The organism is Streptomyces gobitricini (genome assembly GCF_039532985.1).
GTDB lineage: Bacteria > Actinomycetota > Actinomycetes > Streptomycetales > Streptomycetaceae > Streptomyces > Streptomyces gobitricini.
The window spans coordinates 75,369-101,458 of sequence record NZ_BAAASR010000024.1 but is presented as its reverse complement, the minus strand read 5'-3'; the positions used below and the strand labels follow the sequence as shown (position 1 = coordinate 101,458).

General features: G+C 74.1%; 15 protein-coding genes. 11 read left to right on the top strand and 4 right to left on the bottom strand.

Going from position 1 to position 26,090, the window contains the following annotated elements; translation table 11 throughout:
- From ABD347_RS21920 to ABD347_RS21870, 11 genes are all read left to right on the top strand, one after another.
- Complete coding sequence (locus tag ABD347_RS21920) at window positions 1–1,281, top strand: FAD-dependent monooxygenase (RefSeq protein ID WP_344363943.1); 1,281 nt, start codon at window positions 1–3, stop codon at window positions 1,279–1,281.
- Window positions 1,282–1,406: 125 nt separating this feature from the next.
- Entirely contained in the window at window positions 1,407–4,034 is a 2,628-nt protein-coding gene (glgP, locus tag ABD347_RS21915) for an alpha-glucan family phosphorylase (RefSeq protein ID WP_344363942.1), read from the top strand.
- Window positions 4,035–4,288: 254 nt separating this feature from the next.
- Window positions 4,289–6,028: an MFS transporter gene (locus tag ABD347_RS21910; RefSeq protein ID WP_344363939.1), complete on the top strand. Its 1,740-nt coding sequence runs from the start codon at window positions 4,289–4,291 to the stop codon at window positions 6,026–6,028.
- A 253-nt stretch (window positions 6,029–6,281) separates the two neighbouring features.
- A complete protein-coding gene (locus ABD347_RS21905) occupies window positions 6,282–6,833 on the top strand; it encodes a hypothetical protein (RefSeq protein WP_344363936.1) in 552 nt (183 codons plus the stop codon).
- Window positions 6,834–6,868: 35 nt separating this feature from the next.
- Window positions 6,869–8,191 (top strand): ABC1 kinase family protein, encoded by a 1,323-nt coding sequence (locus ABD347_RS21900; protein WP_344363934.1) that lies wholly within the window; start codon window positions 6,869–6,871, stop codon window positions 8,189–8,191.
- A 1-nt stretch (window position 8,192) separates the two neighbouring features.
- Window positions 8,193–9,194 carry a DUF1702 family protein gene (locus ABD347_RS21895; protein ID WP_344363931.1) on the top strand — a complete coding sequence of 334 codons (1,002 nt, stop codon included), beginning with the start codon at window positions 8,193–8,195 and terminating at the stop codon, window positions 9,192–9,194.
- A gap of 11 nt (window positions 9,195–9,205) precedes the next feature.
- Complete coding sequence (locus ABD347_RS21890; RefSeq protein WP_344363929.1) at window positions 9,206–11,134, top strand: FG-GAP repeat domain-containing protein; 1,929 nt, start codon at window positions 9,206–9,208, stop codon at window positions 11,132–11,134.
- Window positions 11,131–12,099 (top strand): enediyne biosynthesis protein UnbU, encoded by a 969-nt coding sequence (locus ABD347_RS21885; protein WP_344363927.1) that lies wholly within the window; start codon window positions 11,131–11,133, stop codon window positions 12,097–12,099. The genes ABD347_RS21890 and ABD347_RS21885 overlap by 4 nt, the downstream gene beginning before the upstream one ends.
- Window positions 12,096–17,888: an SDR family NAD(P)-dependent oxidoreductase gene (locus tag ABD347_RS21880; RefSeq protein ID WP_344363925.1), complete on the top strand. Its 5,793-nt coding sequence runs from the start codon at window positions 12,096–12,098 to the stop codon at window positions 17,886–17,888. The genes ABD347_RS21885 and ABD347_RS21880 overlap by 4 nt, the downstream gene beginning before the upstream one ends.
- A complete protein-coding gene (locus ABD347_RS21875; protein ID WP_344363922.1) occupies window positions 17,885–18,334 on the top strand; it encodes an acyl-CoA thioesterase in 450 nt (149 codons plus the stop codon). Before ABD347_RS21880 ends, ABD347_RS21875 begins: the two co-directional genes overlap by 4 nt.
- Complete coding sequence (locus ABD347_RS21870) at window positions 18,331–18,936, top strand: flavin reductase family protein (protein WP_344363920.1); 606 nt, start codon at window positions 18,331–18,333, stop codon at window positions 18,934–18,936. Before ABD347_RS21875 ends, ABD347_RS21870 begins: the two co-directional genes overlap by 4 nt.
- Here ABD347_RS21870 and ABD347_RS21865 read toward each other — a convergent pair.
- From ABD347_RS21865 to ABD347_RS21850, 4 genes are all read right to left on the bottom strand, one after another.
- A complete protein-coding gene (locus tag ABD347_RS21865; RefSeq protein ID WP_344363918.1) occupies window positions 18,917–20,950 on the bottom strand; it encodes a M4 family metallopeptidase in 2,034 nt (677 codons plus the stop codon). The genes ABD347_RS21870 and ABD347_RS21865 overlap by 20 nt on opposite strands.
- 460 nt (window positions 20,951–21,410) lie before the next feature.
- A complete protein-coding gene (locus ABD347_RS21860; RefSeq protein ID WP_344363916.1) occupies window positions 21,411–22,028 on the bottom strand; it encodes a flavodoxin family protein in 618 nt (205 codons plus the stop codon).
- A gap of 223 nt (window positions 22,029–22,251) precedes the next feature.
- Window positions 22,252–24,264: an ABC transporter ATP-binding protein gene (locus tag ABD347_RS21855; RefSeq protein WP_344363914.1), complete on the bottom strand. Its 2,013-nt coding sequence runs from the start codon at window positions 24,262–24,264 to the stop codon at window positions 22,252–22,254.
- A complete protein-coding gene (locus tag ABD347_RS21850; RefSeq protein WP_344363912.1) occupies window positions 24,261–26,045 on the bottom strand; it encodes an ABC transporter ATP-binding protein in 1,785 nt (594 codons plus the stop codon). Before ABD347_RS21850 ends, ABD347_RS21855 begins: the two co-directional genes overlap by 4 nt.
- Window positions 26,046–26,090 lie beyond the last annotated feature (45 nt).

Sequence of the window (26,090 nt, the reverse complement as noted above, 5' to 3'; positions counted from 1 at the left end):
ATGACCCCGCACGTCCTCATCGCCGGCGGTGGAGTCGCCGGACTGACCGCCGCGCTCGCGCTGCACGCCGCCGGGTTCCGCCACGTCACCGTCGTGGAGGCGGCCCGCGAGATCCAGCCGGTCGGCGCCGGGCTGAACCTCATGCCCAACGCCGTCCGCGAACTCGACGCGCTGGGGCTCCTCGACGACCTCGAGGCCGACGCCGTACGCACCCGGGAACTGCGCTACTACCACCGCTCCGGCGGGCTGATCTCCCGCGAGCCGCGCGGGCTGGGCGCCGGATACCACTGGCCCCAGCTCTCCATCCACCGCGGCACCCTGCAGCGCGTCCTCGCCGACGCGGTACGCCACCGGCTCGGCCGCTCCGCGATCGTCACCGGAGTCCGGGTGACGGGCGTGGAGGAGCGCGCCGACGGACGCCCGCGCGTGCGCCTCGAACACCGCGAGGGCGCCATGGGCGGCCGGGCGTCGCTGGAGCCGGACGTCCTGATCGGTGCCGACGGCATCCGCTCCACGGTCCGCGCCGCGCTGAACCCGTGCGAGGGCGAGCCGCCCTGGAACGGCATGCTGGTGTGGCGCGGCGCCTCCTGGATCGACCGGCGCCGGGCCGGAACGTTCATGCTCGTCGCGGGCGACGACCGGCGGAAGGCGGTCGTCTACCCGATGGCCGAGCGGCCCGCCGGGGACGTCCTCGTCAACTGGGCGCTGGCGATGCCCGCCGACAGCATCGCCGCCGCCGCGCGCGGGGACTGGAACCGGGCCGTACCGGTGACGGACTTCCTCCGCCACTTCGAAGGCTGGGAGTTCGACGGGGTGAGCGTCCCCGAGGTGCTGTGCGCCTCCGGCGCGGCCTTCGAGTACCCCATGGTCGACCGTGAGCCCCTGCCGCGCTGGAGCCACGGCCGCACCACCCTGATCGGCGACGCCGCCCACGCGATGTACCCGATCGGCTCCAACGGCGCCACCCAGTCGATCATCGACGGCCGGGCCCTCGCCCACGCCATGTCCCGGCACGCCGACCCGGCCGACGCCCTCGCCGCCTACGAGGCGGACCGGCGGCCCGCGATGACGGAGCTTCAGCGCGCCAACCGGCGCCTCGGCCCCGAAGTCGTCATCAATCTGGCCCACCAGCGCGCCCCCGGCGGCTTCACGCACATCGATGACGTGATCCCGCCGCGAGAACGGCGTGAAATCGCCGCACGGTACGCCGCGACCGGCGCGTTCGACCCGGAGACCGTCAACGCGGGCTCCCCGTACGCGGTCCCGGTGAACGCGCCGTGAACGCGCCCCCCTGAGTGCGCCGTGGTTGCGGAGGGCGGCGTGCCGATAACGTCGAAGGGTGAAGGCGGGCGTACGACGCCCGTGTGTCCGCCCCGATACGTACCTGCCCTGCGAAGGTGGAACACGTGAAGGCAATCCGTCGATTCACCGTGCGCCCCGTCCTCCCCGACCCCCTGCGGCCGCTCAGCGACCTCGCGCGCAACCTGCGCTGGTCCTGGCACGCCGAGACCCGTGAACTGTTCCAGGCCGTCGACCCAGAGGGGTGGCGGGCGGCCGGCTGCGACCCCGTCCGGCTGCTGGGCTCCGTGTCCGGGACCCGGCTCGCCGAGCTCGCCCGCGACCGGCGCTTCCTGCGCCGCCTCACCGCCGTCGCCGACGACCTCGACGACTACCTGCGCGGCCGCCGCTGGTACCAGAACCATTCGCTCCCGGACGGCGACCTGCCCGCCGCCGTCGCCTACTTCTCGCCCGAGTTCGGTGTCACCGCCGCCCTGCCCCAGTACTCCGGCGGCCTCGGCATCCTGGCGGGCGACCACCTGAAGGCCGCCTCCGACCTCGGCGTACCGCTGATCGGCGTCGGTCTGCTGTACCGCCACGGCTACTTCCGCCAGTCGCTCTCCCGGGACGGCTGGCAGCAGGAGCACTATCCGCTCCTGGACCCCAACGAGATGCCCGTCAGCCTGCTGCGGCAGCCGAACGGCAGCCCCGTCCGGGTCTCCCTCGCCCTGCCGGCCGGCCGCTGCCTGCACGCCCACATCTGGGTGGCGCAGGTCGGCCGGGTGCCCCTGCTCATGCTCGACTCGGACGTCGAGGAGAACGGCCCCTCCGAGCGGGACGTCACCGACCGGCTCTACGGCGGCGGCAGCGAACACCGGCTGCTCCAGGAGATGCTGCTGGGGATAGGAGGTGTCCGGGCGGTACGCGCGTACTGCGAGCTCACCGGCCACCCCGCGCCCGAGGTGTTCCACACCAACGAGGGGCACGCCGGTTTCCTCGGTCTGGAGCGCATCCGGGAACTGAGCGAGGAGGGCGTCGAGTTCGACGCCGCCCTGGAGGCCGTCCGGGCGGGCACGGTCTTCACCACCCACACCCCCGTCCCGGCCGGCATCGACCGGTTCGACCGTGAGCTCGTCGCCCGCCACTTCGGCGACGGCGCGGAGCTGCCCGGCGTCGACGTCGAGCGCGTCCTCCAGCTCGGTCTGGAGACCTACCCCGGCGGCGAGCCCAACCTCTTCAACATGGCCGTCATGGGACTGCGCCTGGCCCAGCGCGCCAATGGCGTCTCCACCCTCCACGGCGCCGTCAGCCGCGGGATGTTCGCCGGGCTGTGGCCCGGGTTCGACGCCGACGAGGTGCCGATCACCTCCATCACCAACGGTGTCCACGCGCCGACCTGGGTGGCGCCCGAGGTGTTCCGGCTCGGCGCGCGCAGGATCGGTACCCAGCGCGCCGAGGACGCCCTGAGCGTCGGCGGCTCCCAGCGGTGGGACGCCGTCGGCGAGATCGCCGACTCCGAGATCTGGGACCTCCGCCGCGAGCTGCGGGAACAGCTGGTGACGGAGGTACGGACCCGGCTGCGCGCCTCCTGGCGGCAGCGGGGCGCGGGCTCGGCCGAGCTGGGCTGGATCGACGGGGTCCTGGACCCCGACATCCTGACCATCGGCTTCGCCCGCCGGGTCCCCTCGTACAAGCGCCTGACGCTGATGCTGCGGGACCGGGACCGGCTGACGGAGATGCTGCTCCACCCGGAGCGGCCGGTGCAGATCGTCGTCGCGGGCAAGGCCCACCCGGCGGACGACGGCGGCAAGCGGCTGGTGCGCGAGCTGGTGCGGTTCTCCGACGACCCGCGCGTACGCCACCGGATCGTCTTCCTGCCCGACTACGGCATGGGCATGGCCCAGAAGCTGTACCCGGGGTGCGACGTGTGGCTGAACAACCCGCTGCGCCCCCTGGAGGCGTGCGGGACGTCCGGCATGAAGGCGGCCCTCAACGGCTGCCTCAACCTGTCCGTCCTGGACGGCTGGTGGGACGAGTGGTACGAGCCGGACTTCGGCTGGGCCATCCCGACCGCCGACGGTCCGGCCATGGACGAGGACCGGCGCGACGACCTGGAGGCGAACGCGCTGTACGAGCTGATCGAGAAGCGCGTCGCGCCCCGCTTCTACGACCGGGGCGCGAACGGGCTGCCGGAGCGGTGGGTCGAGATGGTCCGCCGTACGCTCGCCAATCTGGGCCCCAAGGTGCTGGCGGGGCGGATGGTGCGGGAGTACGTCGAGCGGCTGTACGCCCCGGCCGCGCTCGCCCACCGGTCGCTGACCACCGACGCGGCCCGTGAACTCGCCGGGTGGAAGGCCAGGGTGCGCGCCGCGTGGCCGCGCGTGGCGGTCGACCACGTCGAGGTGGACGAGGCCAGCGGCGTCGCCGAGCTCGGCTCCACCCTGGCGCTGCGGGTCAGGGTCGCCCTCGGGGACCTCCAGCCGGAGGACGTCGAGGTCCAGGCGGTCGCGGGCCGCGTCGACACCGACGACCGGCTCCGGGACGCCCAGACGGTGCCGCTGAAACCGGCGGGCGGACCGGACCAGCAGGGACGCTGGGTCTACGAGGGCCCCCTCACCCTCGACCGGACGGGCCCGTTCGGGTACACGGTCCGGATACTGCCGACGCACCGCCTGCTGGCGGCGGGCGCCGACCTCGGGCTGGTCGCGCTGCCCACGGAGGCGACCGGTGAGGGCGCGGGCGTCCTGATGCGCTGACCTGACCGACGGCGTACCGCGGCTCGTCGCCCTCTCCCCTCGTGGAGGGCGACGAGCCGCGCGCCACACAGCCTGCCGCCGGAGCGGGTGCCGGGCATCGTCCGGCGAACCGATCCCGTCTGGGCCGTTCGGCGTAGGGCGGCCCCGCCCCGGGGAGGAGACGGGGCCCGGCCGCTCCGGCGCGAGGTGTTTCCGTGCGGCGTGCCGGTCCTCCGGCGTGCCGCGAGTCCTTCGGGAAACAGGGGGTGGACGACGTGAAGAGCGGACCGTGGGCGGAGACCGGGGGCGGGTTCCCCCGCCCGGTGTGGTTCTGGGCCGGGGTGGCCGCCGGAACGGCGGGCACGGTGCTGCACCTGCCGATGTTCCTGCACGCGCGGCACATGGGGTACCGCATGGCCGGGATGGCTCCCGACCCGGCCATGGTGGCGGGCATGGCGCTGATCGTGTGCGGGGTGGGGGCCGTGCTGGTGGGACTGTGGCCGCCGCGCGCCGAGGCACTGCGCCGGGAGGCGGCGGCGGTGAGGGTGCGCGCCGACGACGACGCCGGACTCCGGCCGGCCCACGTCATGCTGCTGATCGTGCTGTCGCTGGCCGTGACCATCGACGTCATGAAGCCGCTGACCCTCTCCCTCGTCGTCCCCGGAGTGGCCGCCGAGTACGGTCTGGCCTCACCCCTGCGCCCGGGCGGTGCCGTGTCGGTGGCGTGGCTGCCACTGGCCGGGATCTCCGGGACGATGGTGGGCTCGTTCGTCTGGGCGGGGCTCGGCGACCGGATCGGACGGCGGAACTCGATCCTGCTGGCGGGCGTGCTCTTCGCCACCACGTCCGTCTGCGGGGCCATGCCCGGCTTCTGGTGGAACGTACTTATGTGTTTTGTGATGGGCATGGCGGCCGGCGGCATGATCCCCATCGCGTTCACCCTGATGGCGGAGACGGTGCCGCGTCGGCACCGTGGCTGGCTGATGGTGCTGATCGGCGGGAACGTCACCGTCGCGTACGCCCTGACGAGCTGGCTGGCGGCGGTCCTCACCCCGGAGTTCGGCTGGCGCGCTCTGTGGCTGGTGGGGCTGCCGACGGGGCTGTTGCTGCTGGTGCTGAACCACTGGATCCCGGAGTCGCCGCGCTTCCTGCTCGCCACCGGCAGGGAGGAACAGGCCCGCGAGCTGCTGCGGCGGTACGGCTCGACCGTGGTGTCGCCCGTCTCCGGCCCCGTGCCGGTGTCCGGGTCCGCGCCCGCGCTTGTGTCCGGGGCCGGGCCCGGGGATGCGCCCGGGGATGCGCCCGGGTCCGGGGCCGGGTCCGCGCTTCTGTCCGGGTCCGCCCACGGGTCCGCCCACGGGCCCGGGTCCGGACCCGGGCCCGTCCCGCCGGGTGACGTGCCGGGGCACCTCCGGCTGTGGGGCCGCGGGTTCGGCAGCCGTACGGCGGTGCTGACGCTGCTGGCGACGGGCGCCGGGCTGCTGACGTACGGGTTCCAGATGTGGCTGCCCGTCAATCTGGGGCGGGTGGGGTACCTGGAGGCGTCGTCGGCCCGCATCCTGCGGGACAGCGCACTGATCAGCCTGCCGCTCAACGTGCTGACCGCGCTGCTGTACGGGCTGTGGAGCAGCCGCCGCACGGCGGTCGTCGTGGCGGGGTCGGCGGCGGGGGCGCTGGTGGTGCTGGCGGTGGCCGGCGAGACGGTCGCCGGTGACGAGTCGCTGATGCGGCTGCTGTTGTTCGTCCCGCTGTGGGGGATCAGCGCGACCGCGGCGGTGGTGGCCGCGTACAGCTCCGAGGTGTACCCGACCGCGCTCAGGTCCCGGGGGACCGGCTGGGCGGCCGGGGTGAGCAAGGCCGGCGGGGTGCTCGTCCTGGCGCTGGCGGTGGGGACGGCGGCCGTGCCGCCCATGGAGGTCACGGCGCTGGTGGCCGCGGTGCCGCTCGCCCTGGCGGCGGTGGCATTCGTCTTCCTCGCTCCCGAGACGCGCGGTCGCCGGCTCGACGAGAGCTGATCGCGCCGGGCCGTCCATCATTGGCCGACCCTTTTCTGGCGCATTCTTGCCAATGGCAGAGGGAATTCATCGGAAAATCGCATCCGGATTTTGAGCGGGCGCCCCCCGAAAATACCGGCGCACCACCTTGCTCCGGCCGATCGGCCACCCGGATGGGTGAATATGACGGCGGAAATGGTCCGAATGGCGGCACGTGGGAATGTCAGAAGTGCACCCCACACACACCCCGAGTAATGTTCGGAGGTTTTTCATCGTGACCACGGCCACCGTGCTGCCGTCCATCGGCGCCGAAATCCCCTGTAGTTGCTACGCGGCGAACGTGCCGCTCAAGATCCGCACCGCCCTCGTGAACGTCGAGTTCAAGGGCGGGATCAAGGTCCGGGTGGAGACCCACCCCAGCGAGCCGCCCCACAAGGCCGTCGTGCTCAAGGTGATCGGCCACAAGGTGGAGGCCGACCACCCGGAGCTGGGCCGCATCACCATCGAGCAGGAGAACATGGAGGCGACGCCGGACAGCCTCCTCAACATCGTCCAGCACTTCCCGCCGAAGCTCAGCGCGACGATGTTCCTGTCCTTCAAGCTGACCATCGAGCGGCCGCCCGGCGAAGGCGGCAGCCAGGGCGCCAGGCCGGAGCCGCTGGTCCTGCGGACCAAGGAGCCCGCGAAGCTCCTCAGCCCGGAGCTCAGCAAGTTCCCGCCGGACGGGGACTTCTACCGGCTGGAGAACCCGATCAAGCTGGTTCACCCGGACACCGACCAGGTCGTCGCCACGATCGACAAGTTCCCCGTCCGGGTCGGCGGCTGAACCGGAACCGGTGACGGTGGGGGCGGGGGTGTCCGATGAGCCATGCCGACGATCCGAAGGTGGCGGTCGCCGCCGGTGTCGTACGGACTCTGCGGGTCTGTCTCATCCTGACGGTCCGGCTGGCCATCCTGGGCGGCCTCGCCCTCCGCTGCTTCCTGGCGCCGGGCGGAAAGGACTTCGCGCCCCGGCGCGACGCCTGGCTCCTGGACACGGTCACCGCCCTCGGGCCGGCGTTCGTCAAGGCCGCCCAGATCCTCGGCACCCGCGCCGACGTGGTCCCCCCTCACGTCGCCCGGGTGCTGAGCACCCTGCACGACCGGGTGCGCCCGCTCCCGCTCGGCGAGGGACTACGGCACCTCGGCCCCGAGCTGAGGCGCCTGTTGCGGGACGACGGTCCCACCCTCGCCGCACGCCGCCCGGTGGCCGCGGGCACCATCGCCTGCGTCTACCGGGCGGACCTCACCGACGGCCGCACCGTCGCCCTCAAGGTCCGCCGGCCGGGCGTCGCACGCCAGTTGACCACCGACCTGGCCATCATGTCGGCCCTCACGCGGCTGGCCGCCCCGCTTCCACCGCTGCGCGGCGTCCCGGTGGCCGACATCATGGGGCAGCTCGCCCGGTCCCTGCGCGGACAGCTCGACTTCCACCGCGAGCGGCGAAGCCTCCGCTTCCTGAAGGAGAACCTGGCCGAGGAGCCGCACGTACGGGTCCCGGCCGTGTACGAGGAACTGTGCGGCCCCGAGATCCTGGTCATGGAGTACCTCGACGACCTGCACCGGCGGCCGGCCGACGGGACGGACGGCGAACGGGCCGCCGTCACCGCGCTGCGCGCCGCCTACCACATGCTCTTCCTCGACGGCTTCGTCCACTGCGACCTCCACCCCGGCAACCTCGTCTGCGGGCCCGGCAGCGCCGTGACCATCGTCGACGCCGGGTTCACCGTGCGCCTGACCCCGCACGCACGGGACAAGTTCACCGACTTCTTCCACGCGATGAGCCTCGGCGACGGAAAGACCTGCGCCGACATCGTGCTCTCCACCGCCCGCCCCGGCCGGGACACCGACACCGCCGCGTTCCGGCGCGACCTCGCCGCCCTCGTCGACTCCTGCGGGGGAGCGACCACCGCCACCTTCGACCTCATGGACTTCGCCGTCCGGCTCTTCGCCCTCCAGCGCCGCCACGGCCTCTACGCCGACCCGCAATTCGCCTTTCCCATTCTGTCGCTGCTGGTTCTGGAGGGCACGGTCCGTTCCCTCGGCCCCGATCTCGATTTCCAGGCCGTCGCCAAGCCGTACCTGATGATCGCCCTCATGGAACGCGCTATCGCCCAAGCTCAGAGAAAACAGGAGCCCGGCTGACATGCTTTCCTCCTTCTCGTCATCGCCTTCCGTGGTGCCCCGCCCCCTGCGCCGCGTCGTCATTCCCCTGCTGCGCCAGGACACCGCTCAGATCGACTTCGGCGTACGCCGCTTCCGGCTCCGCCCCGGGCCCGCGCGCGACATCCTCCAGGCCGCCGGACAGGCCTTCCTCTGCGGCTTCCACGCCGCCCTGCGCACCCGCGCCCTGTCCGAACTGACCGCGGAGGTGGACCGCCTGCCCGAGGAGCGGCGTGGATTCGCCTACGAGGGCGCCGGTATGGCCTGCGGCGTGCTGGACCTGCTCACGGCCTCGCGCGGCCGCCGGTTCGCCGCCCTGCTCGACGGCCCCGCCGCCCGCTACCCGCACCTCGCCCAGGTCGGCGCGGGCTGGGCCTACGCACGGCTCGGGCTGCGGCCGTCACGAAGCGGCACCCCCGGCGTGAGCCCGCCCCAGTGCTGGCTCGTCTGGGACGGATACGGCTTCCACCAGGGGTTCTTCCACCCCGACCGGGTCATCGGACGGCAGTGCGTCGAGCGCGGGCTGACCCCCGACGAGCGCGCCATCCGCGACCAGGGCCTGGGCCGGGCGCTGTGGTTCCACGAGTGCGCCGACCCGGACGGCATCGCGCTGCGGATCGCCGAGTTCCCGGCGGAGCGGCGCGGTGACCTGTGGAGCGGCGCCGGACTCGCCGCCACGTACGCCGGCGGCGCCACGCCCCAGGAGCTGCGGCGCCTCGCCCGGCTGAGCGGAGAGCACCACCCGGACCTCGCCCAGGGCGCCGCCTTCGCCTGCAAGGCGCACCAGGCGTCCGGGCTCGTACCCGGGCACACCGCGGAGGCCGCGCTCACCCTGACCGGGGCCACCTTCGAGGTCGCGGCCGGCTGGACCGACCGCTCGCTCGCCTCGCTCGGACCCGAGGCCACCGGTACCGGCCACTACCAGCGGTGGCGTGCCGGCATCCGGGCCCAGTACGCCGACCACAGCCGCGAGGGGGACCGCTGACCATGGCGACCATGACGACACTGGCGCGCCGGAACCTCGCACGCGTCGCCGCGCTGCTCACCTGCGTGCTGCTGTGGCACCTCACCCAGCCACCCGCCGCGTCCGAGGCCCAACGCGACCGCCTCGCCCAGCGGTTCGCGTTCTCCTCCCACCTCGTGTCCCCCGCCCGGCAGGCCACCGATCGGACCCTGCGGCCGGTCGCCCCCGCGTACAAGGACATCCCGTCCTGGATCTCCTCCGTGGGCGCCGGGGTGGCGCTCCTCGCCGCGGACGGGGGCAGCGTGTCGCACGACATCTGCCTGGTCGACCCGCGCACCGACACGGTGACCATCCGTCCGGCGCCCGCGACCGGCGACCGCTACGCCCCCTTCGTCCTCCGCCCCCCGGCCGCCACCATGCCGGAGTACGCCGCGCCCATGGGGTGCCTGCCCGCCGACCTCAACGAGGACGGGTGGCAGGACGTGATCGTCTACTACTGGGGCCGCTCACCCGTCCTGTTCATGCGCCGCCCCGCGACACCACCGGGCGCCGGGGCCTTCCTCGCCCGCGAACTGGTCCACCCCCGCGCCGTGTGGAACACCAACGCCGCGACGACCGGCGACTACGACGGGGACGGACACCTCGACCTCGTCTTCGGCAACTACTTCCCGGACGGCGCCCGCGTCCTGGACCCCACCGCCCACCAGCCCGGCCTGCTGGTGATGAACGCCTCCCTCTCCAACGCCCGCAACGGCGGCACCAACCGGCTGCTGCGCTTCACCGGCGCCACCCGAGGCCCCGCCCCCGACGCCCGCTTCACCGAGGTCCCGGACGCCTTCGGCACCGACGCCGCACGCGGCTGGACGCTCGCCATGGGGACGCACGACCTCGACGGCGACCAGCGCCCCGAGCTGTACGTGGCCAACGACTTCGGCCCCGACCAGCTGCTGGTCAACCAGTCGTCACCGGGCCGCATCCGGTTCCGGGAGGCGGTGGGCGAGCGGCACGCGACCACCCCCAAGTCCAAGGTGCTGGGCCGGGACTCCTTCAAGGGCATGGGCGTGGCCTTCGCCCACCTGGGCCCCGACGACGTGCCCGACATCCTGGTCGGCAACATCACCGAGGACTTCGCCCTCCACGAGAGCAACTTCGCGTTCACCGCCACCGGCACCCCCGAGGACACCGGCCGGGCCCTCCACCGGGGCACGGCGCCGCACGACGACGACAGCGAACCGCTCGGCCTGTCCCGTACCGGCTGGACCTGGGACGTGAAGGCCGCGGACTTCGACAACGACGGCGGACCGGAGATCATGCACGCCACCGGCTTCGTCGCCGGACGGACCAACGGCTGGGCCCTGTTGCAGGAGACCGCCATGTCCAACGACCTGATCCTGGACCATCCCCGGCTGTGGCCGCACTTCCCGGCCGGCACCGATCTGTCCGGCCACGACCGCAACACCTTCTTCGTCCGCGCAGGCGCCGGCGGCCGCTTCACCGACGTGGCGGGCGAGGTCGGCGTGGGCACCGACGCCGTCAGCCGCGCCTTCGCCGTCGGTGACGTCGACGCCGACGGCCGGCTGGACTTCGTCGTCGCCAACCAGTGGGCCCCGTCGGTGATGTACCGCAACACCGGACCCGCGCACCCGGCTCTGGGACTCCGCCTGCGCCTGCCCGCCACCGGCGGTGCGACACGGCCCGCCATCGGCGCCACCGCCACCCTCACGCTGCCCGACGGGAGCGTCCGTACCGAACAGCTCTACCCGGCCAACGGCCACAACGGGGTGAACGCCCCCGACATCACCTTCGGGCTCGGCGGCGGGGCGGCCCCGTCCACCGCTCTGCCGGTGCGCCTCACCTGGCGCGACGGCGACGGCCGCGTCCGCACCGGCACCACCACGCTCCGTCCCGGATGGCACGAGCTGGTCCTCACCGAGCGCATCCTCACCAAGGAGACACGATGACCCGACTCGGCCGCACGATGGGCCGCGTGCTCGGCGGCCCGGACGACCCGCGCAGCGCCGCACTGCGCCGGTTCGGACTCTCCATCACCGTACTGACCGTCGTCGGCCACACCCTGCTCGGATTCGAACAGGCCTACCTCACACCGGTGGTCGCGGTGGCGTCCGGCCTGGCCGCCGAGGCGGTCCTCGGCGCCCTCGACGCCCACGCCCGGCGCGAACGGCCCTGGTACGCCGCCGGTTCCCCCGGCGCCGTCGTGGACCTCCTGCTGCCCGCCTACATCACCGCCCTGGCGTGCGCGATGCTGCTGTACGCCAACGACCGGCTGATGCCGACCGTCCTCGCCACCGTCGCGGGCGTGGCCAGCAAGTACGTCGTCAGAGTGCGCGTCGCCGGGCGCCCGCGCCACGTCCTCAACCCCAGCAACACCGGCATCGTCCTCGTCCTGCTGCTGTTCCCGTGGGTCGGCATCGCACCGCCGTACCAGTTCACCGAGTGGACCTCCGGCCCGGTGGACTGGCTGATCCCCCTGGGCGTACTGGCGGCGGGGACCATGCTGAACGGCAAGCTGACGGGCAAGATGCCCGTCATCGCCGGCTGGGCCGCCGGATTCGCGGCCCAGGGCGTCACCCGCTGGGCGCTGACGGACATCTCCCTGGCGAGCGCGCTGCTGCCGATGACGGGCGTCGCGTTCGTACTGTTCACCAACTACATGATCACCGACCCGGGCACCACCCCGTCACGCCCGCGCAACCAGGTCCTCTTCGGAGTGGCGACCGCCGCCGTCTACGGCCTGCTCGTCCACTTCCACATCGTCTTCGGCCTCTTCTTCGCCCTGGTGATCACCTGCGTGCTGCGGGGATGCGCCCTGGTGGCCGCCGAACGTCTCGCGCCGCTGACGGCCCGGATGCCGACACGGGCGCCGGCCGCCGCCCGGCGCACCCCGCTCCTCCCGGAGTCACGATGAGCGATACGCACGACGACCGGGCCGTCGCCATCGTCGGCATGGCCTGCCGCTACCCGGACGCCGACCGGCCGGACCGGCTGTGGGAGATGGTGCTGGAACAGCGCCGGGCGTTCCGCCGCCTGCCCGAGGAACGGATGGCCGCCGACGACTACTACGACCCCGATCCCACGGCGGCCGACCGGACGTACAGCCTCTACGCGGCCGTCCTGGAGGGCTGGTCGTTCGACCGGTCGGCGTTCCGCATCCCCGGGCCGGTGTTCCGCGCCGGGGACCCCGCCCACTGGCTCGCCCTGGAGACGGCCGCCCGCGCGCTGGAAGACGCCGGCTTCCCCGGCGGGACCGGCCTGGCCCGCGACCGCGTCGGGGTGGTGCTGGGCAACAGCCTCACCGGGGACGCCACCCGCGCCGGGACGCTGCGGCTGCGCTGGCCGTACGTACGCCGGGTCCTCGCCGCCGCCCTGGAGGCCGCCCACGTCACCGCGGACGTACGCGACGACGTGGTGCGCCGCGCCCGGGCCGGGTACCTCGCGCCGTTCCCGCCCACGACCGAGGAGTCCCTCGCCGGGGCGCTGTCCAACACCATCGCCGGCCGCGTCTGCAACCACTTCGACTTCCATGGCGGCGGCTACACCGTCGACGGGGCGTGCGCCTCCTCCCTGCTCGCGGTCGTCGAGCTGTGCCGGGCACTCACCGACCACAGCGTCGACTTCGGGCTGGCCGGCGGGGTCGACCTGAGCCTGGACCCGTTCGAGCTGGTCGGCTTCGCCAAGACCGGCGCGCTCGCCGGCGACCGCATGCGGGTGTACGACGAGCGTTCCGCCGGTTTCTGGCCCGGCGAGGGCTGCGGCATGCTCGCGCTGATGCGCGCGGCCGACGCCAGGGCCGCCGGACTGCGCGTGTACGCCGAGATCCACGGGTGGGGAGTCTCCTCCGACGGCAGCGGCGGCATCACCCGGCCCGGCCGGGACGGGCAGTTGCTCGCGCTGCGCCGCGCCTACGACCTGGCCGGGGCCGACCCGGCGGAGGTCCTGCTCCACGAGGGGCACGGCACCGGGACGCGGGTCGGCGACGAGGTCGAGCTGAGCGCCCTGACCGCGCTGCGGGAAGGCGCACGCGCGCGTGCCGCGCTCGGCACGGTCAAGGCCAACATCGGGCACACCAAGGCGGCGGCGGGGGCGGCGGGCGTCATCAAAGCGGCGATGAGCGTGCACACCGGAGTGCTCCCGCCGACGACGGGATGCGAGACCCCACACCCGCTGCTGCGGTCGCCCGGCTCCCCGCTGCGTGTCCTGCGCGGGGCCGAACACTGGCCGGAGGGCCGCCGGCTGGCCGGGGTGAGCTCGATGGGCTTCGGCGGCATCAACGCCCACCTGGTGCTGTCCGCACCTCCGGCCGGGACCACCACGCCCGTACGCGCCTCGCTGCCGGTACGCCGCCCCGCTCCCGAACACGCAGTCGTCGCCGCCGCCGGGGCCGACACCGAGGAAGTACGCGCGTTCTTCGCACGGGTGGCGCAGGCCGCTCCCCGGCTGTCCTTCGCCGAGCTGCACGACCTGGCCGCCCGGTCGGCGAGCGAGGCGGCCACCGGACCGGTGCGGGCCGCCGTCGTCGCCGCCACCCCCGCCGAACTGGCGGCCCGGGCTGCCTCGGCAGCCACCCGCCTGGCCGCGGGCGCCGCCCCCGGCGACCTGACGCACCTGCCCGGCGTATGGGTGGGGCAGGGCGTACGGGGCCGCGTCACCCTGCTCTTCCCCGGGCAGGGCGCGCCCGGCCTGGCCGGCGCCGCGAGCACCGAGACGGCCCAGCCCGCGATCCACCGGGCATCGCTGGGCGGTCTGCGCGCGCTGGACGCCCTGGGCGTCACGGCGACGGCCGCCGTCGGCCACAGCCTGGGCGAGATCACCGCCCTGGTGTGGGCCGGGGCCCTGTCCGTACGGGACAGCTTCCGCCTCGTACGCGCGCGTGGCCGGCTGATGGCCGCCCTCGGCGCCTCCGGGACCGGGATGCTGGGTCTGCGGACGGATCCGTCCACCGCGCTCGCGCTGTGCGAGGGCACCGAACTGGTCGTCGCCGCGTTCAACGGCCCCCGCTCGGTGGTGGTCGCCGGGCCGTCGGCACACCTGCGGGAGGCGGCGGACCGGGCCGGCCGGGCGGGCATCGCCCGTACGCCGCTCCCCGTGTCGCACGGCTTCCACTCCCCGGCGGTCCGGTCCTGCGTCCCGCCGCTGAGCCGGGTGGTGGCAGCCCTGGACCTCGGCCGGCCCTCGCGACGGCTGATGTCCACCGTCCACGGCAGGGCGCTCACACCGGACGACGACCTCGCGGCCCTCCTCGCCGACCAGGTCACCGCGCCTGTGCGGTTCTGGGACGCGATCAGCGGTGTCCTGCCGGACACGGACCTGTTCTGCGCCTGCGGGCCGGGCCAGGGCCTCGCCGCTCTCGTCGCCGACCAGGGCGGCGGTGTCCCGGTGGTCACCGTGGGCTCCGGCGACCCGGACGCCGCCGACACCGCCCACGCGGCGGCCGCCCTGTTCGCGGCGGGGGCCTGCGCGCGGCTCGACGCGCTGACGGTGGGCCGGGCGGTCCGGCCGATCGACATCGGGCGGCCCCGCACCTTCCTCGCCAGCCCCTGCTCGGCGCCACCGCCGTTCGGGGAGCCCCGCCCCGAGGAACCGGCAGCGACAGGAGCGGCACCGCCGGCCCCGTCCGCCGTCCCCGGCCCGCGCCCGTCCGCCACCGCGCCCGCCGCCCTCGCCGTCCAGGCGGTCACCGCGCCCACCGCGCGCACCGCCCTCGCCGTCCAGGCGGCCACCGCAGGCACCGCGCCCACCACGGGCACGCCCGGCGCCGCGCACACCGCGGGCACCACGGGCACGCCCGGCGCCGCGCACACCACAGGCACCGCGGCCACTGCGGCCACCGCGGACACCGCTTCCGCCGTGCGCGAGCTGCTCGCGCGGGCCACCGAGCTGGAGCCCGAGCTGATCGGCATGGAGACCCGGCTGCTGACCGACCTGCACCTGACCTCCCTGACGGTCACCCAGCTCGCCGCGTCCGCCGCGCACCGCATGGGCCGCCGCTCGCCGGCCGCCCCGCTCTCCCTCGCCGACGCCCGGGTGGGCGACCTCGTCGCCGCCCTCGAAGCGCTGCCGTCCGCCGGCGCGCCCGCGCCCGAGACGGTCGCCACCGGCGTGGACACCTGGGTCCACTGCTTCACCGAGCAGCTGCTCCCGGCCCCGGACGGCCCGCCGTCACCGAGCACCGGCCGGCGTACCACCGTCCTCGGCGACGGCGGACTCGCCGTGCGTGCCGAGGAGTTGTACGGCTCCGCCCCCGGGGCGGACACGGAACTCGTCTACGTACCGAACACCCCCGGCCCGGTCCCGGTCGCCCGCCTGCTGACGGCCGCCCGTTCCGCCCTCCGTACCGGACGCCTCGTCGTCGTGGCCCACGACACCGCGCTCGCCGGGTTCCTCGGCAGCCTCCACAAGGAACACCCCCGCCTCGGCGTCACCCTGCTCCGCGTCCCGCCGACCGAGGCGGGCCTGCGCCACGCCACCCGCTGGGCGGGCGCCGAACCCGGCCGGTACCAGGAGCTGGTCCTCGACGACCACGGCACCGCGCACGTCCCGGCGGCGCACGTCCTGCGGCTCCCCGAGCCCGGCCCCGGCCACCCGCTGCCCCTGGGACCCGACGACGTGCTGCTCGTCAGCGGCGGCGGCAAGGGCATCGGCCACAGCTGCGCCCTGGCGCTCGCGCGGCGCACCGGCGTCCGGCTCGCCCTGGTCGGCCGTGCCCGGCCGGGGGACGACGCGACGCTCCGCGCCAACCTGGCGGCGCTGGACGCGGCCGGGGTGAGCGCCGCTTACGAGCCGGCCGACCTCGGCGACCGCGCGGCGGTGGCCGACGCGGTACGCCGCCTCACCGACCGGCTCGGCCGCCCGGTCACCGGGGTCCTGCACGCAGCCGGGGTCAACGAACCGGCGCGTTTCACCGACCTCGACGAGGCCCGCGTCGAGGCGCACCTCGCCCCCAAGGCCGCCGGGTTGCGGCACCTCCTCGCGGCGGTCCCCACCGGCCGGCTGCGGCTGCTCGTCGGCTTCGGCTCGGTGATCGGCCGGTACGGTCTGCCCGGCGAGAGCCACTACGCCCTGGCCAACGGGCTGCTGCGCACCGAGCTCGAGCGGCTCGCCGAGGAACTGCCGCCGCACTGCCGGGTCCTGAACGTCGACTGGTCGGTGTGGTCCGGCGCGGGCATGGGCGTGCGCCTGGGTGTGCTGGACGCGCTGGTGCGCGAGGACATCACGCCCATCGCCCCCGACACCGGCACCGACCTGTTCCTCCGCCTCCTGGCGGCCGGTTCCGGGACGGGGCCCACGGTCGCCGTGCACGGCAGACTGGGGCGTGACGTCCCGGTGCCCGCCGTGCCCGGCCCGCCGCAGCGGTTCCTGGAGGAGCTCCGGGTCCACCAGCCCGCCGTCGAGCTGGTCGCCGAGGCGCGGCTCGCTCTGCGCACCGACCCGTACCTGGCCGGCCACCGGCTGGACGGGGTCGTCTGGCTCCCCGGCGTTCTGGGCCTGGAGGCCATGGCCCAAGCGGCTTCCGCCGTGGCCGGCCGCCCGCTGTCCGAGGCCCGCGACATCGCCTGGACGCGGCCGGTGACCGTACCGGAGGAGGGGCCCCGCACGGTACGGGTGTGCGCGCTGCACCGGGGGGACCGGGTGGAGACCGTGCTCCGCAGTGACGAGGACGACTTCTGCGTCGACCACTTCCGCGCCGTCTTCCCGCTCTCGGCGCCCTTCCCGGACGGACACCGGCCGTCTCCCGGGAACACCGGTGACGAGGTGCCCGCCCACGAGCTGTACGGGCCCTTGTACTTCCACACCGGTCCCTTCCGGCGGGTGCGGAGCCTGACCGCGCCCACGGCCCGCACCTGCCTGGCCGACCTGGGCGCCGCGTCGCCCACGCCCTGGTTCCCGGACCCGTTCGCGGCACCGCTGCTGGGCGACCCTTCCGCGAACGACGCCACGCTCCACGCGCTCCAGGCCTGCGTGCCGCACCGCCGGCTCCTGCCGGTGGCCGCCGACGCGGTGTCGGTCCGGCGGGGCGCGGGGCCCGTGGAGCGGGTCCGGGGCGGTGAACGCGCCGCTGCGGACGGGGAGTACACCTGGGACGTGGACGGCCTGGACGCCACGGGGCGTCCCGCCGTGCGCTGGCGCGGTCTGCGGCTGAAGGACGTCGGGCCGCTGCCGCGCGGGGAGCGCCCCTGGCCGGCGCCGCTGCTGGCCGTCCTGCTGGAGCGGGCCGCGACGGCGCTCGGACTGGGCGAGGGGCTGCGGGTGACGGTCGGCCCCGGTGAGCGCCGCACCCCGCCGGACCGCCCCCGCCCGGGCCTCTCCCGCAGCCACCTGGACGGCCTGGTGCTCCAGGTCGAGAGCGGCGCGCGCACACAGGTGGCCTGCGACTGGGAAGCCGTGACGGCCCGGACGGAGGCCGACTGGCGCGCGATGCTCGGTACGGAACACCAGGCCCTGGCCGAGCTGCTGGGACGCCGCGGCGGCGAGCCGTTCGCGGTGGCCGCCACCCGGGTGTGGACGGCCGCGGAGTGCCTGTCCAAGGCGGGCAGGCCGCCGCGTGCGCCGCTGGCGCTGTACGGCGTCTTCGACGGCGGGTGGGTCGTCCTGCGCTCCGGCGACGCCCTGATCGTCTCGGGGGTCGTACGGGTGGCGGCCCACGGCGGGGAGCGGGTGGCGGTGGCGGTGCTGGGCACCCCGGAGGAGAGCCGATGACGACGACCACGACCACGACCCTCACGTACACGTACGACCACCTGGTCACCCTGGAGGAGACCAACCTCGTCGGGAACGTCTACTTCACCAACTACCTGCGCTGGCAGGGGCACTGCCGGGAGCGGTTCCTCGCGGAACGGGCGCCCGGGGTGCTGCGGGCACTCCGCGACGAACTGGCGCTCGTGACCGTGTCCTGCCACTGCGACTACTTCAGCGAGCTCTACGCCATGGACCGGGTCGGCATCCGGATGTCGCTGACCGCGTCCGGCGACCACCAGGTCGGCATGGGCTTCGACTACTACCGCACCAACGCCGCGGTGCCCCAGCTCGTCGCGCGGGGCGGCCAGACCGTGGCGTGCATGCGCCGCACCGAGCGGGGGCTGCGGCCGGTACCGGTGCCTGACGAACTGCTCGCCGCGCTCGCCCCGTACCGGAGCACGGTGTGAGGCCCGAGGCCGGTGCCACCGGCGCCGCCGCGGCCGGGGACGTCCGGGCGACCGCCGGGGCGCCCGTGCCCACCGACGCCTTCCGGGCCACGATGGCGCACATGCCCACCTGCGTCACCGTCGTCACCGCCGCCACGCGCCACGGGCCGGTCGGCTGCACCGCCAGTGCCGTGCTGTCGCTCTCCCTCCACCCGCCGGGCCTGCTGGTCTCGCTGGCCGCGGCCGGCCGGACCGCCCGGGAGATCCGGCGGGTCGGCGGCTTCGCGGTCAACGTGCTGAGCTGGGAACAGCGCGATCTCACCCGGCGCTTCGCCGAGGAGCCCCCGTGCCGCCGCTTCGAGGGCGTCACCTGGGAGGTCCAGGACGGCCAGCCGGTCCTCGCGGGCGTGGCGGCCAGCGTCGTCTGCGCCGTCGACAGGTGCTACGACGTGTGGGACCACACCCTGCTGGTGGGACGGGTGGTGCGCAGCGCCCACCACCCGGACCGCACCCCACTGATCCACCACCGCCGCACGCACGACCGCCCGGCGGCACTCGGGGTGCCACCGGGCGGCGCGTCAGCCGTTCACCGTGCTCCCCGGGTTACGGGAAGGTCAGTTTGAAGCCGTTGATGTAACCGGTGTCCTGCCGGGCCTTGTCCTGCACGCGGAGCTTCCAGCTGCCGTTGGCGGCCTCGCTGGAGGCGTTGACCGTGTAGGTGGCCTTGACGTTGTCGGCCGAGTCGGAGGAGCTGAACGGCTTCAGGTTGTAGACCGAGCCGTCCGGGGCGACGAGGTCGACGACCAGGTCACCACGCCAGGTGTGGACGATGTCCACGTCCACCTTGAGCGCGGAGGGGGCGTTGCCGGCGACGCCGGTGACGTCGACGGCCGAGGTGACGGCGGCACCATTGTCCGGGATGGCGACGTCGGCCGTGTTCTCGAAGACCTTGCCGGTGCCGGGGTCGCCGCCGCCGGGGCGGGATCCGACGTTCACGCCGGCCCAGGCGTGCTCGACGGCCTTCACCTCGGCGCTGCCGGCGCCGTACAGCTCCGTGGCGACCGCGACGGTGCCGGTGCGGGCGGCGGCGTAGTTGGTCGTCGAGGTGAACTTGGTGGTGAGCGCCTTGTACCAGATCAGCGCGGCCTTGTCGCGGCCGATGCCGGTGACGGGCAGACCGTCGGAGGTCGGCGAGTCGTAGTTCACGCCGTTGACGGTCTTGGCGCCGCTGCCCTCGGAGAGCAGGTAGAACCAGTGGTTCGCCGGGCCCGAGGAGTAGTGGACGTCGATGCCGCCGATGCCGGAGTACCAGGCGTCCTTCGACGAGCCGTCCCTGCTCGGCTTGTCCATGTAGCGCAGCGGGGTGCCGTTGCCCCGGATGTCGATCTTCTCGCCGACCAGGTAGTCGCCCTTGTCCTGGGGGTTGTTGGCGTGGAACTCGACGGCGGCGGCGAAGATGTCGGAGGTCGCCTCGTTCAGACCGCCCGACTCACCGCTGTAGACCAGCCTGGCGGTGGCGGAGGTGATGCCGTGGGACATCTCGTGGGCGGCGACGTCGATGGACGTGAGCGGTTTGGCGTTGCCCGCGCCGTCTCCGTACGTCATGCAGAAGCAGCTGTCGGTCCAGAAGGCGTTGACGTACGCGTTGCCGTAGTGGACGCGGGAGTACGCGCCGACGCCGTCGCCCTTGATGCCCGAGCGGCCGTGCACGTTCTTGAAGTAGTCCCAGGTGAGCGCGGCGCCGTAGTGGGCGTCGGCGCCGGCCGTCTCCAGGTTCTGCGGCGTACCGTCGCCCCAGATGTCGTCGGCCCCGGAGAACAGCGTCCCGGTGCCGGAGGTGCCGCGGTTGAGGTTGTACGTCTTGTGGTTGCCGCGGCCGGTGTCGGTGAGGGTGTACGACGGCGCGCTGCCGAGCGTGACCTGCCCGCTGTACTGGGTGTTGCCGGTGCCGTTGTGGACGGCCTGCCACTCGAACAGCTTGGCGCCGGTGGTGGCGTCGGTGACGACGTGCAGCTCGTTCGGGGTGCCGTCGTGCTGGAGGCCGCCGACGACCGTCTCGTACGCGAGGACCGGCTTGCCCTGCGCGAGCCAGACCACCTTGCGCGGGGCGCGCTCGGGGTCGGTGGCCTTGGAGCCCTCGGCGCGGGCCGCGGTGACGGCCTGCTTCTCGGCGGCGGCCGGGGCGATGTCCGCGGTGGTGTCCACGCCCTTGAGCACCGCCCGGGACGCCTTGCTGACCGCCTCGGTCCGTCCGGCCCCGGTCTCGGTGACGATCAGGTCGCCGCCGAGCACCGGGAGCCCGGCGTAGGTCCGCTCGTACCGGGTGTGGGTGGTGCCGTCGCGGTCCTGGACGACGTCGCGGACGGCGAGCTTCTCCTGGGCGCCGAGCCCGAGTTCCTTGGCGGTCTCGGCCTTGCCGGCCTCGGCCGCGCGTATCAGCGCGGTGCGCTGGGCGGGGGAGAGGTCGGCGGGCAGGGAGCCGGGGTCGGCCTTGCCGGCCGCCTGCGCCTTGGGGGCCACGGGGGTGGCGGTGTCGGCGGCGGTTGCGGCGCCGGTCTGCACGCCCACGGCGAGCATGGCGGCGGCGGCGATGAGAGCACCGGTCGCGGTGGCGCGACGGCTTGGCGTGGATCTCACGCAGACTCCTTTTGCGAGGGGGGTACCGGCGGCTGGGTGGGGCCGGCCGGGCGGAGCAGCCTGAACAAGCGCGGAACACGTGTGGACCGAACACGAGAACCCGTGTCGAACAAGTGGTGCGGAGAATGGGGTAAGAGTGGCGGCAGCGGCGGCTCGCTGTCAGGAGCGCGTCAACAGATTGGCCGGAATTCGTCCGTTGCCCGAAAAGCCGTGTTCGTTGAGCGGACGTTTCGCCGGTGTGCACCGCGAAGCGGCACGGTGCCCCGCCCGGCCCCCGGAGCAGGGGACGGGCGGGGGCGGGCGGCCGACTCCCCATGGTGAAGGCGGTGTTGAGCGCGTGCGCCGCGACCCCCTTCGCGGGCGCCCCGCCGCCGCGCGTGCTTCCGGCCATCCACTTTCCGGCCCCCCTCGGGCCGGCGGCCGTGCCCGCTCGGGGCCCTGTCGTGCCGCGGGCTCGCGCCTACCGCCGGCCCGCCCCCTCCTCGTACGGGAACCGGGCGAGCGGGGTCTCGCCCTGGAAGAAGCTCTTGGCGCGGATCATCGCGCGCTCGTCGTTCCGCACCTGACCGGGCCGGGACCCGTTGCCGAACAGCACCCCGCCGAACCGCATCCGCAAGTACGCCGCCGAGTTGCCGAGGGTGGTCACCAACCCGTCGGCCACGGACTCGTCGGGGTCCGCCATGACCGTCACCCCCCACAGCGTCCGGCCGGCCATGCGCTCCTTGAAGTCCGAGCCGGGCGCCGTCAGCCAGCCGGACCAGTAGTCGAGGTAGCGCTTGGTCTGCGCGGAGAGGGTGTACCAGTACAGGGGCGAGGCCAGGACGATGTCGGTGGCCGCCAGGGTGGCCCGCCGCAGTTCCCGCTCGTTCTCACCGGCCGGCCAGTCGTCGGTCTCGTGCCGCCCGTCCTGGAAGTCGGGCAGGGGCAGCGCGTTGAGGTCCACCCAGCGCTGCGGTGTCCCGGCGGGCAACTGCGCGGCCGCGGCCCGGGTGAGGATCTCGGTGTTGCCGTCGGCGCGGGAGCTGCCGAGGACGAAGAGGAACGAGCGGTCGGCGCCACGGGCCGTGTCGTTGGTCATATCAGCTCCGGCTCTGGGGCCCTGGGGCCGGACGGAGGCCGCAGGTGCCGGCCGTCGCCCCCCCCCGGGACGTCAATGGGTTCCCTCCCTCCAACCACCTTGATGCACATGCATATTCCGGGGAACGGTGGCCGACCGCCGGCTTCCTCCGGCACGCGCTTCCCTGGCCACGCCCGGACGCGCCGGCCTGCCCGGCGGGCCGCCGCACCGGCACCCCGGCACCTCATCCCACCAGGCTCTCCCGCCACGCCCGGTGGAGACCGGCGAAACGGCCTTCGCCCTCGATCAGTTCGGCGGGCGGCCCGTCCTCCACGATGCGGCCGTCCGCCATCACCAGCACCCTGTCCGCGATCTCGACCGTCGACAGACGGTGGGCGATCACCACCGCCGTACGGCCCTCCAGCACCGTGTCCATGGCGCGCTGCACGGCCCGCTCACCGGGGATGTCCAGCGAACTGGTCGCCTCGTCGAGGATCAGCACCGCCGGGTCGGCCAGCAGCGCCCGCGCGAAGCCGACCAACTGGCGCTGACCGGCCGAGATCCGGCCGCCCCGTTTGCGTACGTCGGTGTCGTAACCGTCCGGGAGGTCCGCGATGAAGTCGTGCGCGCCGATGGCCTTCGCGGCCTGCTCGATCTCCGCGCGGGTGGCGTCCGGCCGGCCGATCGCGATGTTCTCCGCGACCGTCCCCGAGAACAGGAACGCCTCCTGGGTCACCATCACCACCCCGCGCCGCAACTCCGGTACGGCCAGGTTCCGGAGGTCCACACCGTCGAGCAGGACCCGGCCGCCGGAGGGGTCGTAGAAACGGGCGAGCAGTTTGGCGAGAGTCGACTTGCCCGCGCCCGTCGAACCGACCACCGCGACGGTCTGCCCCGCCGGGATGGTCAGGCCGAAACGCGGCAGCACCTCGCCGCCCGTGCGGTACCCGAAGCGGACGTCCTCGAAGACCACTTCCCGTCCGGGCCTCCCGGAGCGGCGCGGCGGCAGCGGGCGGGGCGCGGTGGGTTCCCGGACCGTCGGGGTCTGGGCGAGAAGCCCGGCGATCTTCTCCAGCGAGGCGGCCGCCGACTGGTACGAGTTGAGGAACATCGCCAGCCGGTCGATCGGGTCGTACAGCCGGCGCATGTAGAGCACGGCCGCCGCCAGCACGCCCAGCGCCAGCGTCCCGGACGCGACCCGGTACGCGCCCCACAGCACCATGCCCGCGACCGCCGTGTTGGCGACCAGCCGGGAGCCGACGACATAGCGGGCCATCTCCAGTATCGCGTCGCCGTTGCGGCGCTCGTGGCGGTGGTTCAGGGTGCGGAAGGCCGTGTCGTTGGCCTGTTCCCGCCGGAAGGCCCGCACCGGCCGGATGCCGTTCATCGTCTCCGCGAACTTCACGATGACGGCGGCGATGGCCGTCGAGCGTGCGCTGAACGCGACGGCAGCGCGGCGCCGGTAGAGCCGTACGAGCAGGTAGAGGGGGAGGAGGGAGGCGAGCGCGACCGCACCGATGCCCAGGTCCAGCCAGAGCAGCAGCACGGAGATGAAGGCAAAGGACAGCAGGACCCCGATCAGCTCCTGGAGCCCCTCTCCGAGCAGTTCGCGCAACGACTCGACGTCGGTGGTGGAGCGCGAGATCAGCCGGCCGGAGGTGTACCGCTCGTGGAAGTCGATGCTCAGTGCCTGCGCCTGCCGGAAGATCCGTCCGCGCAGGTCCAGCAGGACGTCCTGGTTGACGCGGGCCGAGGTGCGGATGAACGCGTACTGGAAGAGGCCGGCGCCCGCCGCGCACGCGGCGTACCCCACGGCCACCGCGATCAGTGGCCCGTGGTTCCCGCCCCGGAGGGCGGGCACGGCCCGGTCGATGGCGTACGCGACGAGGAGCGGACCGGCCTGCACGGCGGCCTGCTGGAGCAGCAGCAACAGCGCGGACAGCACGACCCGCCCCCGCCGGGGCGCCAGCAGCGACCGCAGCAGCCGCCGCGTGGCGCCCTCCGCCACGGGCAGGTCGTCCCGGTCGAACGCGTCCGCGTCCGGCGTCCCGCCCGCGTCCGGGGCCTCGCCCGCGCCCCGTGCCCCACCAGCATCGGACGTCCCGCCCGTGTCCCCTGCCCCGCCCGCGTCCGCTGCCCCGCCCACGTCCGGCACCCCGCCCGCGTCCGGCGCTTTCGCGCCGAGGGGGTCGGCCATCCGGTCGGCCGGGGGGCCGGCCGGGGGTACCGGGGGCGTTCCGCCCACCGTGTCCGTCATCGCGCACCACCCGTCGTTCCGGCTCCTGACATGAGCCAGGCGTACTCCGCACTGTCCCGCAGGAGTTCCTGGTGGGTGCCGACCGCCGTGACGCGGCCCGCCGAGAGGAGGGCCACGCGGTCGGCGAGCATGACCGTGGACGGGCGGTGCGCCACGACCAGGGCGGTGGTCTCCCGCAGAACGTCCCGCAGCGCGGCCTCGACCAGCGCCTCGGTGTGGACGTCCAGCGCCGACAACGGGTCGTCCAGCACCAGGAACCGCGGACGGCCCACCACCGCCCGCGCCAGGGCCAGGCGTTGGCGCTGACCGCCCGACAGGCTCAGACCCTGCTCGCCGACCTGGGTCGCGACCCCCCGCGGCAGCTGCCCCACGAACCCCGCCTGGGCCACCTCCAGGGCGCGCCGGAGCTCGGGCTCGCCCGCGCCCCCGGGGCCGGTGCCCATCAGGACGTTCTCACCGACGCTCGCCGAGAACAGGGTGGGCTCCTCGAACGCCACGGACACCAGCTCCCGCAGTCGCTCCCGGGGCATGGCCGCCACATCGACCCCGTCCAGCAGGATCCGCCCACCCGTCACCTCGTGCAGCCGCGGCACCAGCGCCGTCAGCGTCGTCTTGCCCGAGCCGGTGGCACCGACCAGGGCCATGGTCTCGCCGGGGCGTACGAACAGATCCACCCCGTCCAGCACCGGCGGCGCGTCCTCGGGCGCGTCCGGATACCGGAACGTCACGCCCTCGAAGCGCAGCCCGCCGGACGACACCGGCGGCGGGCCGTGGCGCCCGCCCGCGTCCTCCTCCGCCTCGTCCATCACCTCGAAGAACCGGTCCACCGAGGTCGCCGCCTCCTGGCTCATCGCCAGCAGGAACCCGAGCGACTCGACCGGCCACCGCAGCGCCAGCGCCGTCGACAGGAACGCCACCAGCGTCCCCGCGGACAGCGCGCCGTCCGCGACCTGGACCGTGCCCAGCACCAGCGCCGCCCCGATGGCGAGTTCCGGCACGACGGTGATGACCGCCCAGATGCCCGCCAGCAGCCGTGCCTTGCCCAGCTCCGTGCCCCGCAGCCGCTCGGCCAGGGCGCCGAACGCCTCCGCCTGGCCGCGGTGGCGGCCGAAACCCTTGATGATCCGGATGCCGAGCACACTCTCCTCGACGAGCGTCGTCAGGTCGCCCACCTGGTCCTGGGCCCGCCGTGCCACCAGCGAGTAGTGCGTCTCGAACAGGGAGCAGACCACGATCAGGGGCACCACCGGCACCAGCAGCACCAGCCCCAGCGTCCAGTCCTGCACCAGCAGCACTCCGCAACCCACCACCACCGTCACGCCGTTGACGAACAGGAACGTCAGCGGGAACGCCAGGAACATCCGGATCAACGACAGGTCCGCCGTCGCCCGCGAGAGCAACTGCCCCGACGCCCACCGGTCGTGGAACGCGATCGGCAGCCGCTGCAGGTGCCGGTAGAGGTCGGCGCGCATCGTGGCCTCCACACCCGCCAGCGGCCGGGCCACCAGCCACCGCCGAAGCCCGAACAGGACCGCCTCCGCGACCCCCAGCGCCAGCACCACCAGCGCCCCGGACCACACCCCGCCCGGCTCCCGCGCGGCCACCGGCCCGTCCACGATCCACTTCAGTACGAGCGGGATGACCAGGCCCAGACAGGACGCCACGACGGCGACGACGGCCGCCGTCCCGATCCGCGCGCGCACCGGACGTACGTAGGGCCACAGCCGCAGCAGCGTGCGAACGGTGGAGCGTTCCTTGGTCGTTGCATCCTCTTTCGGCATCAGGAGCGAGCCTACGGTTCGGCACTGACATCGCTCATGTGCTTT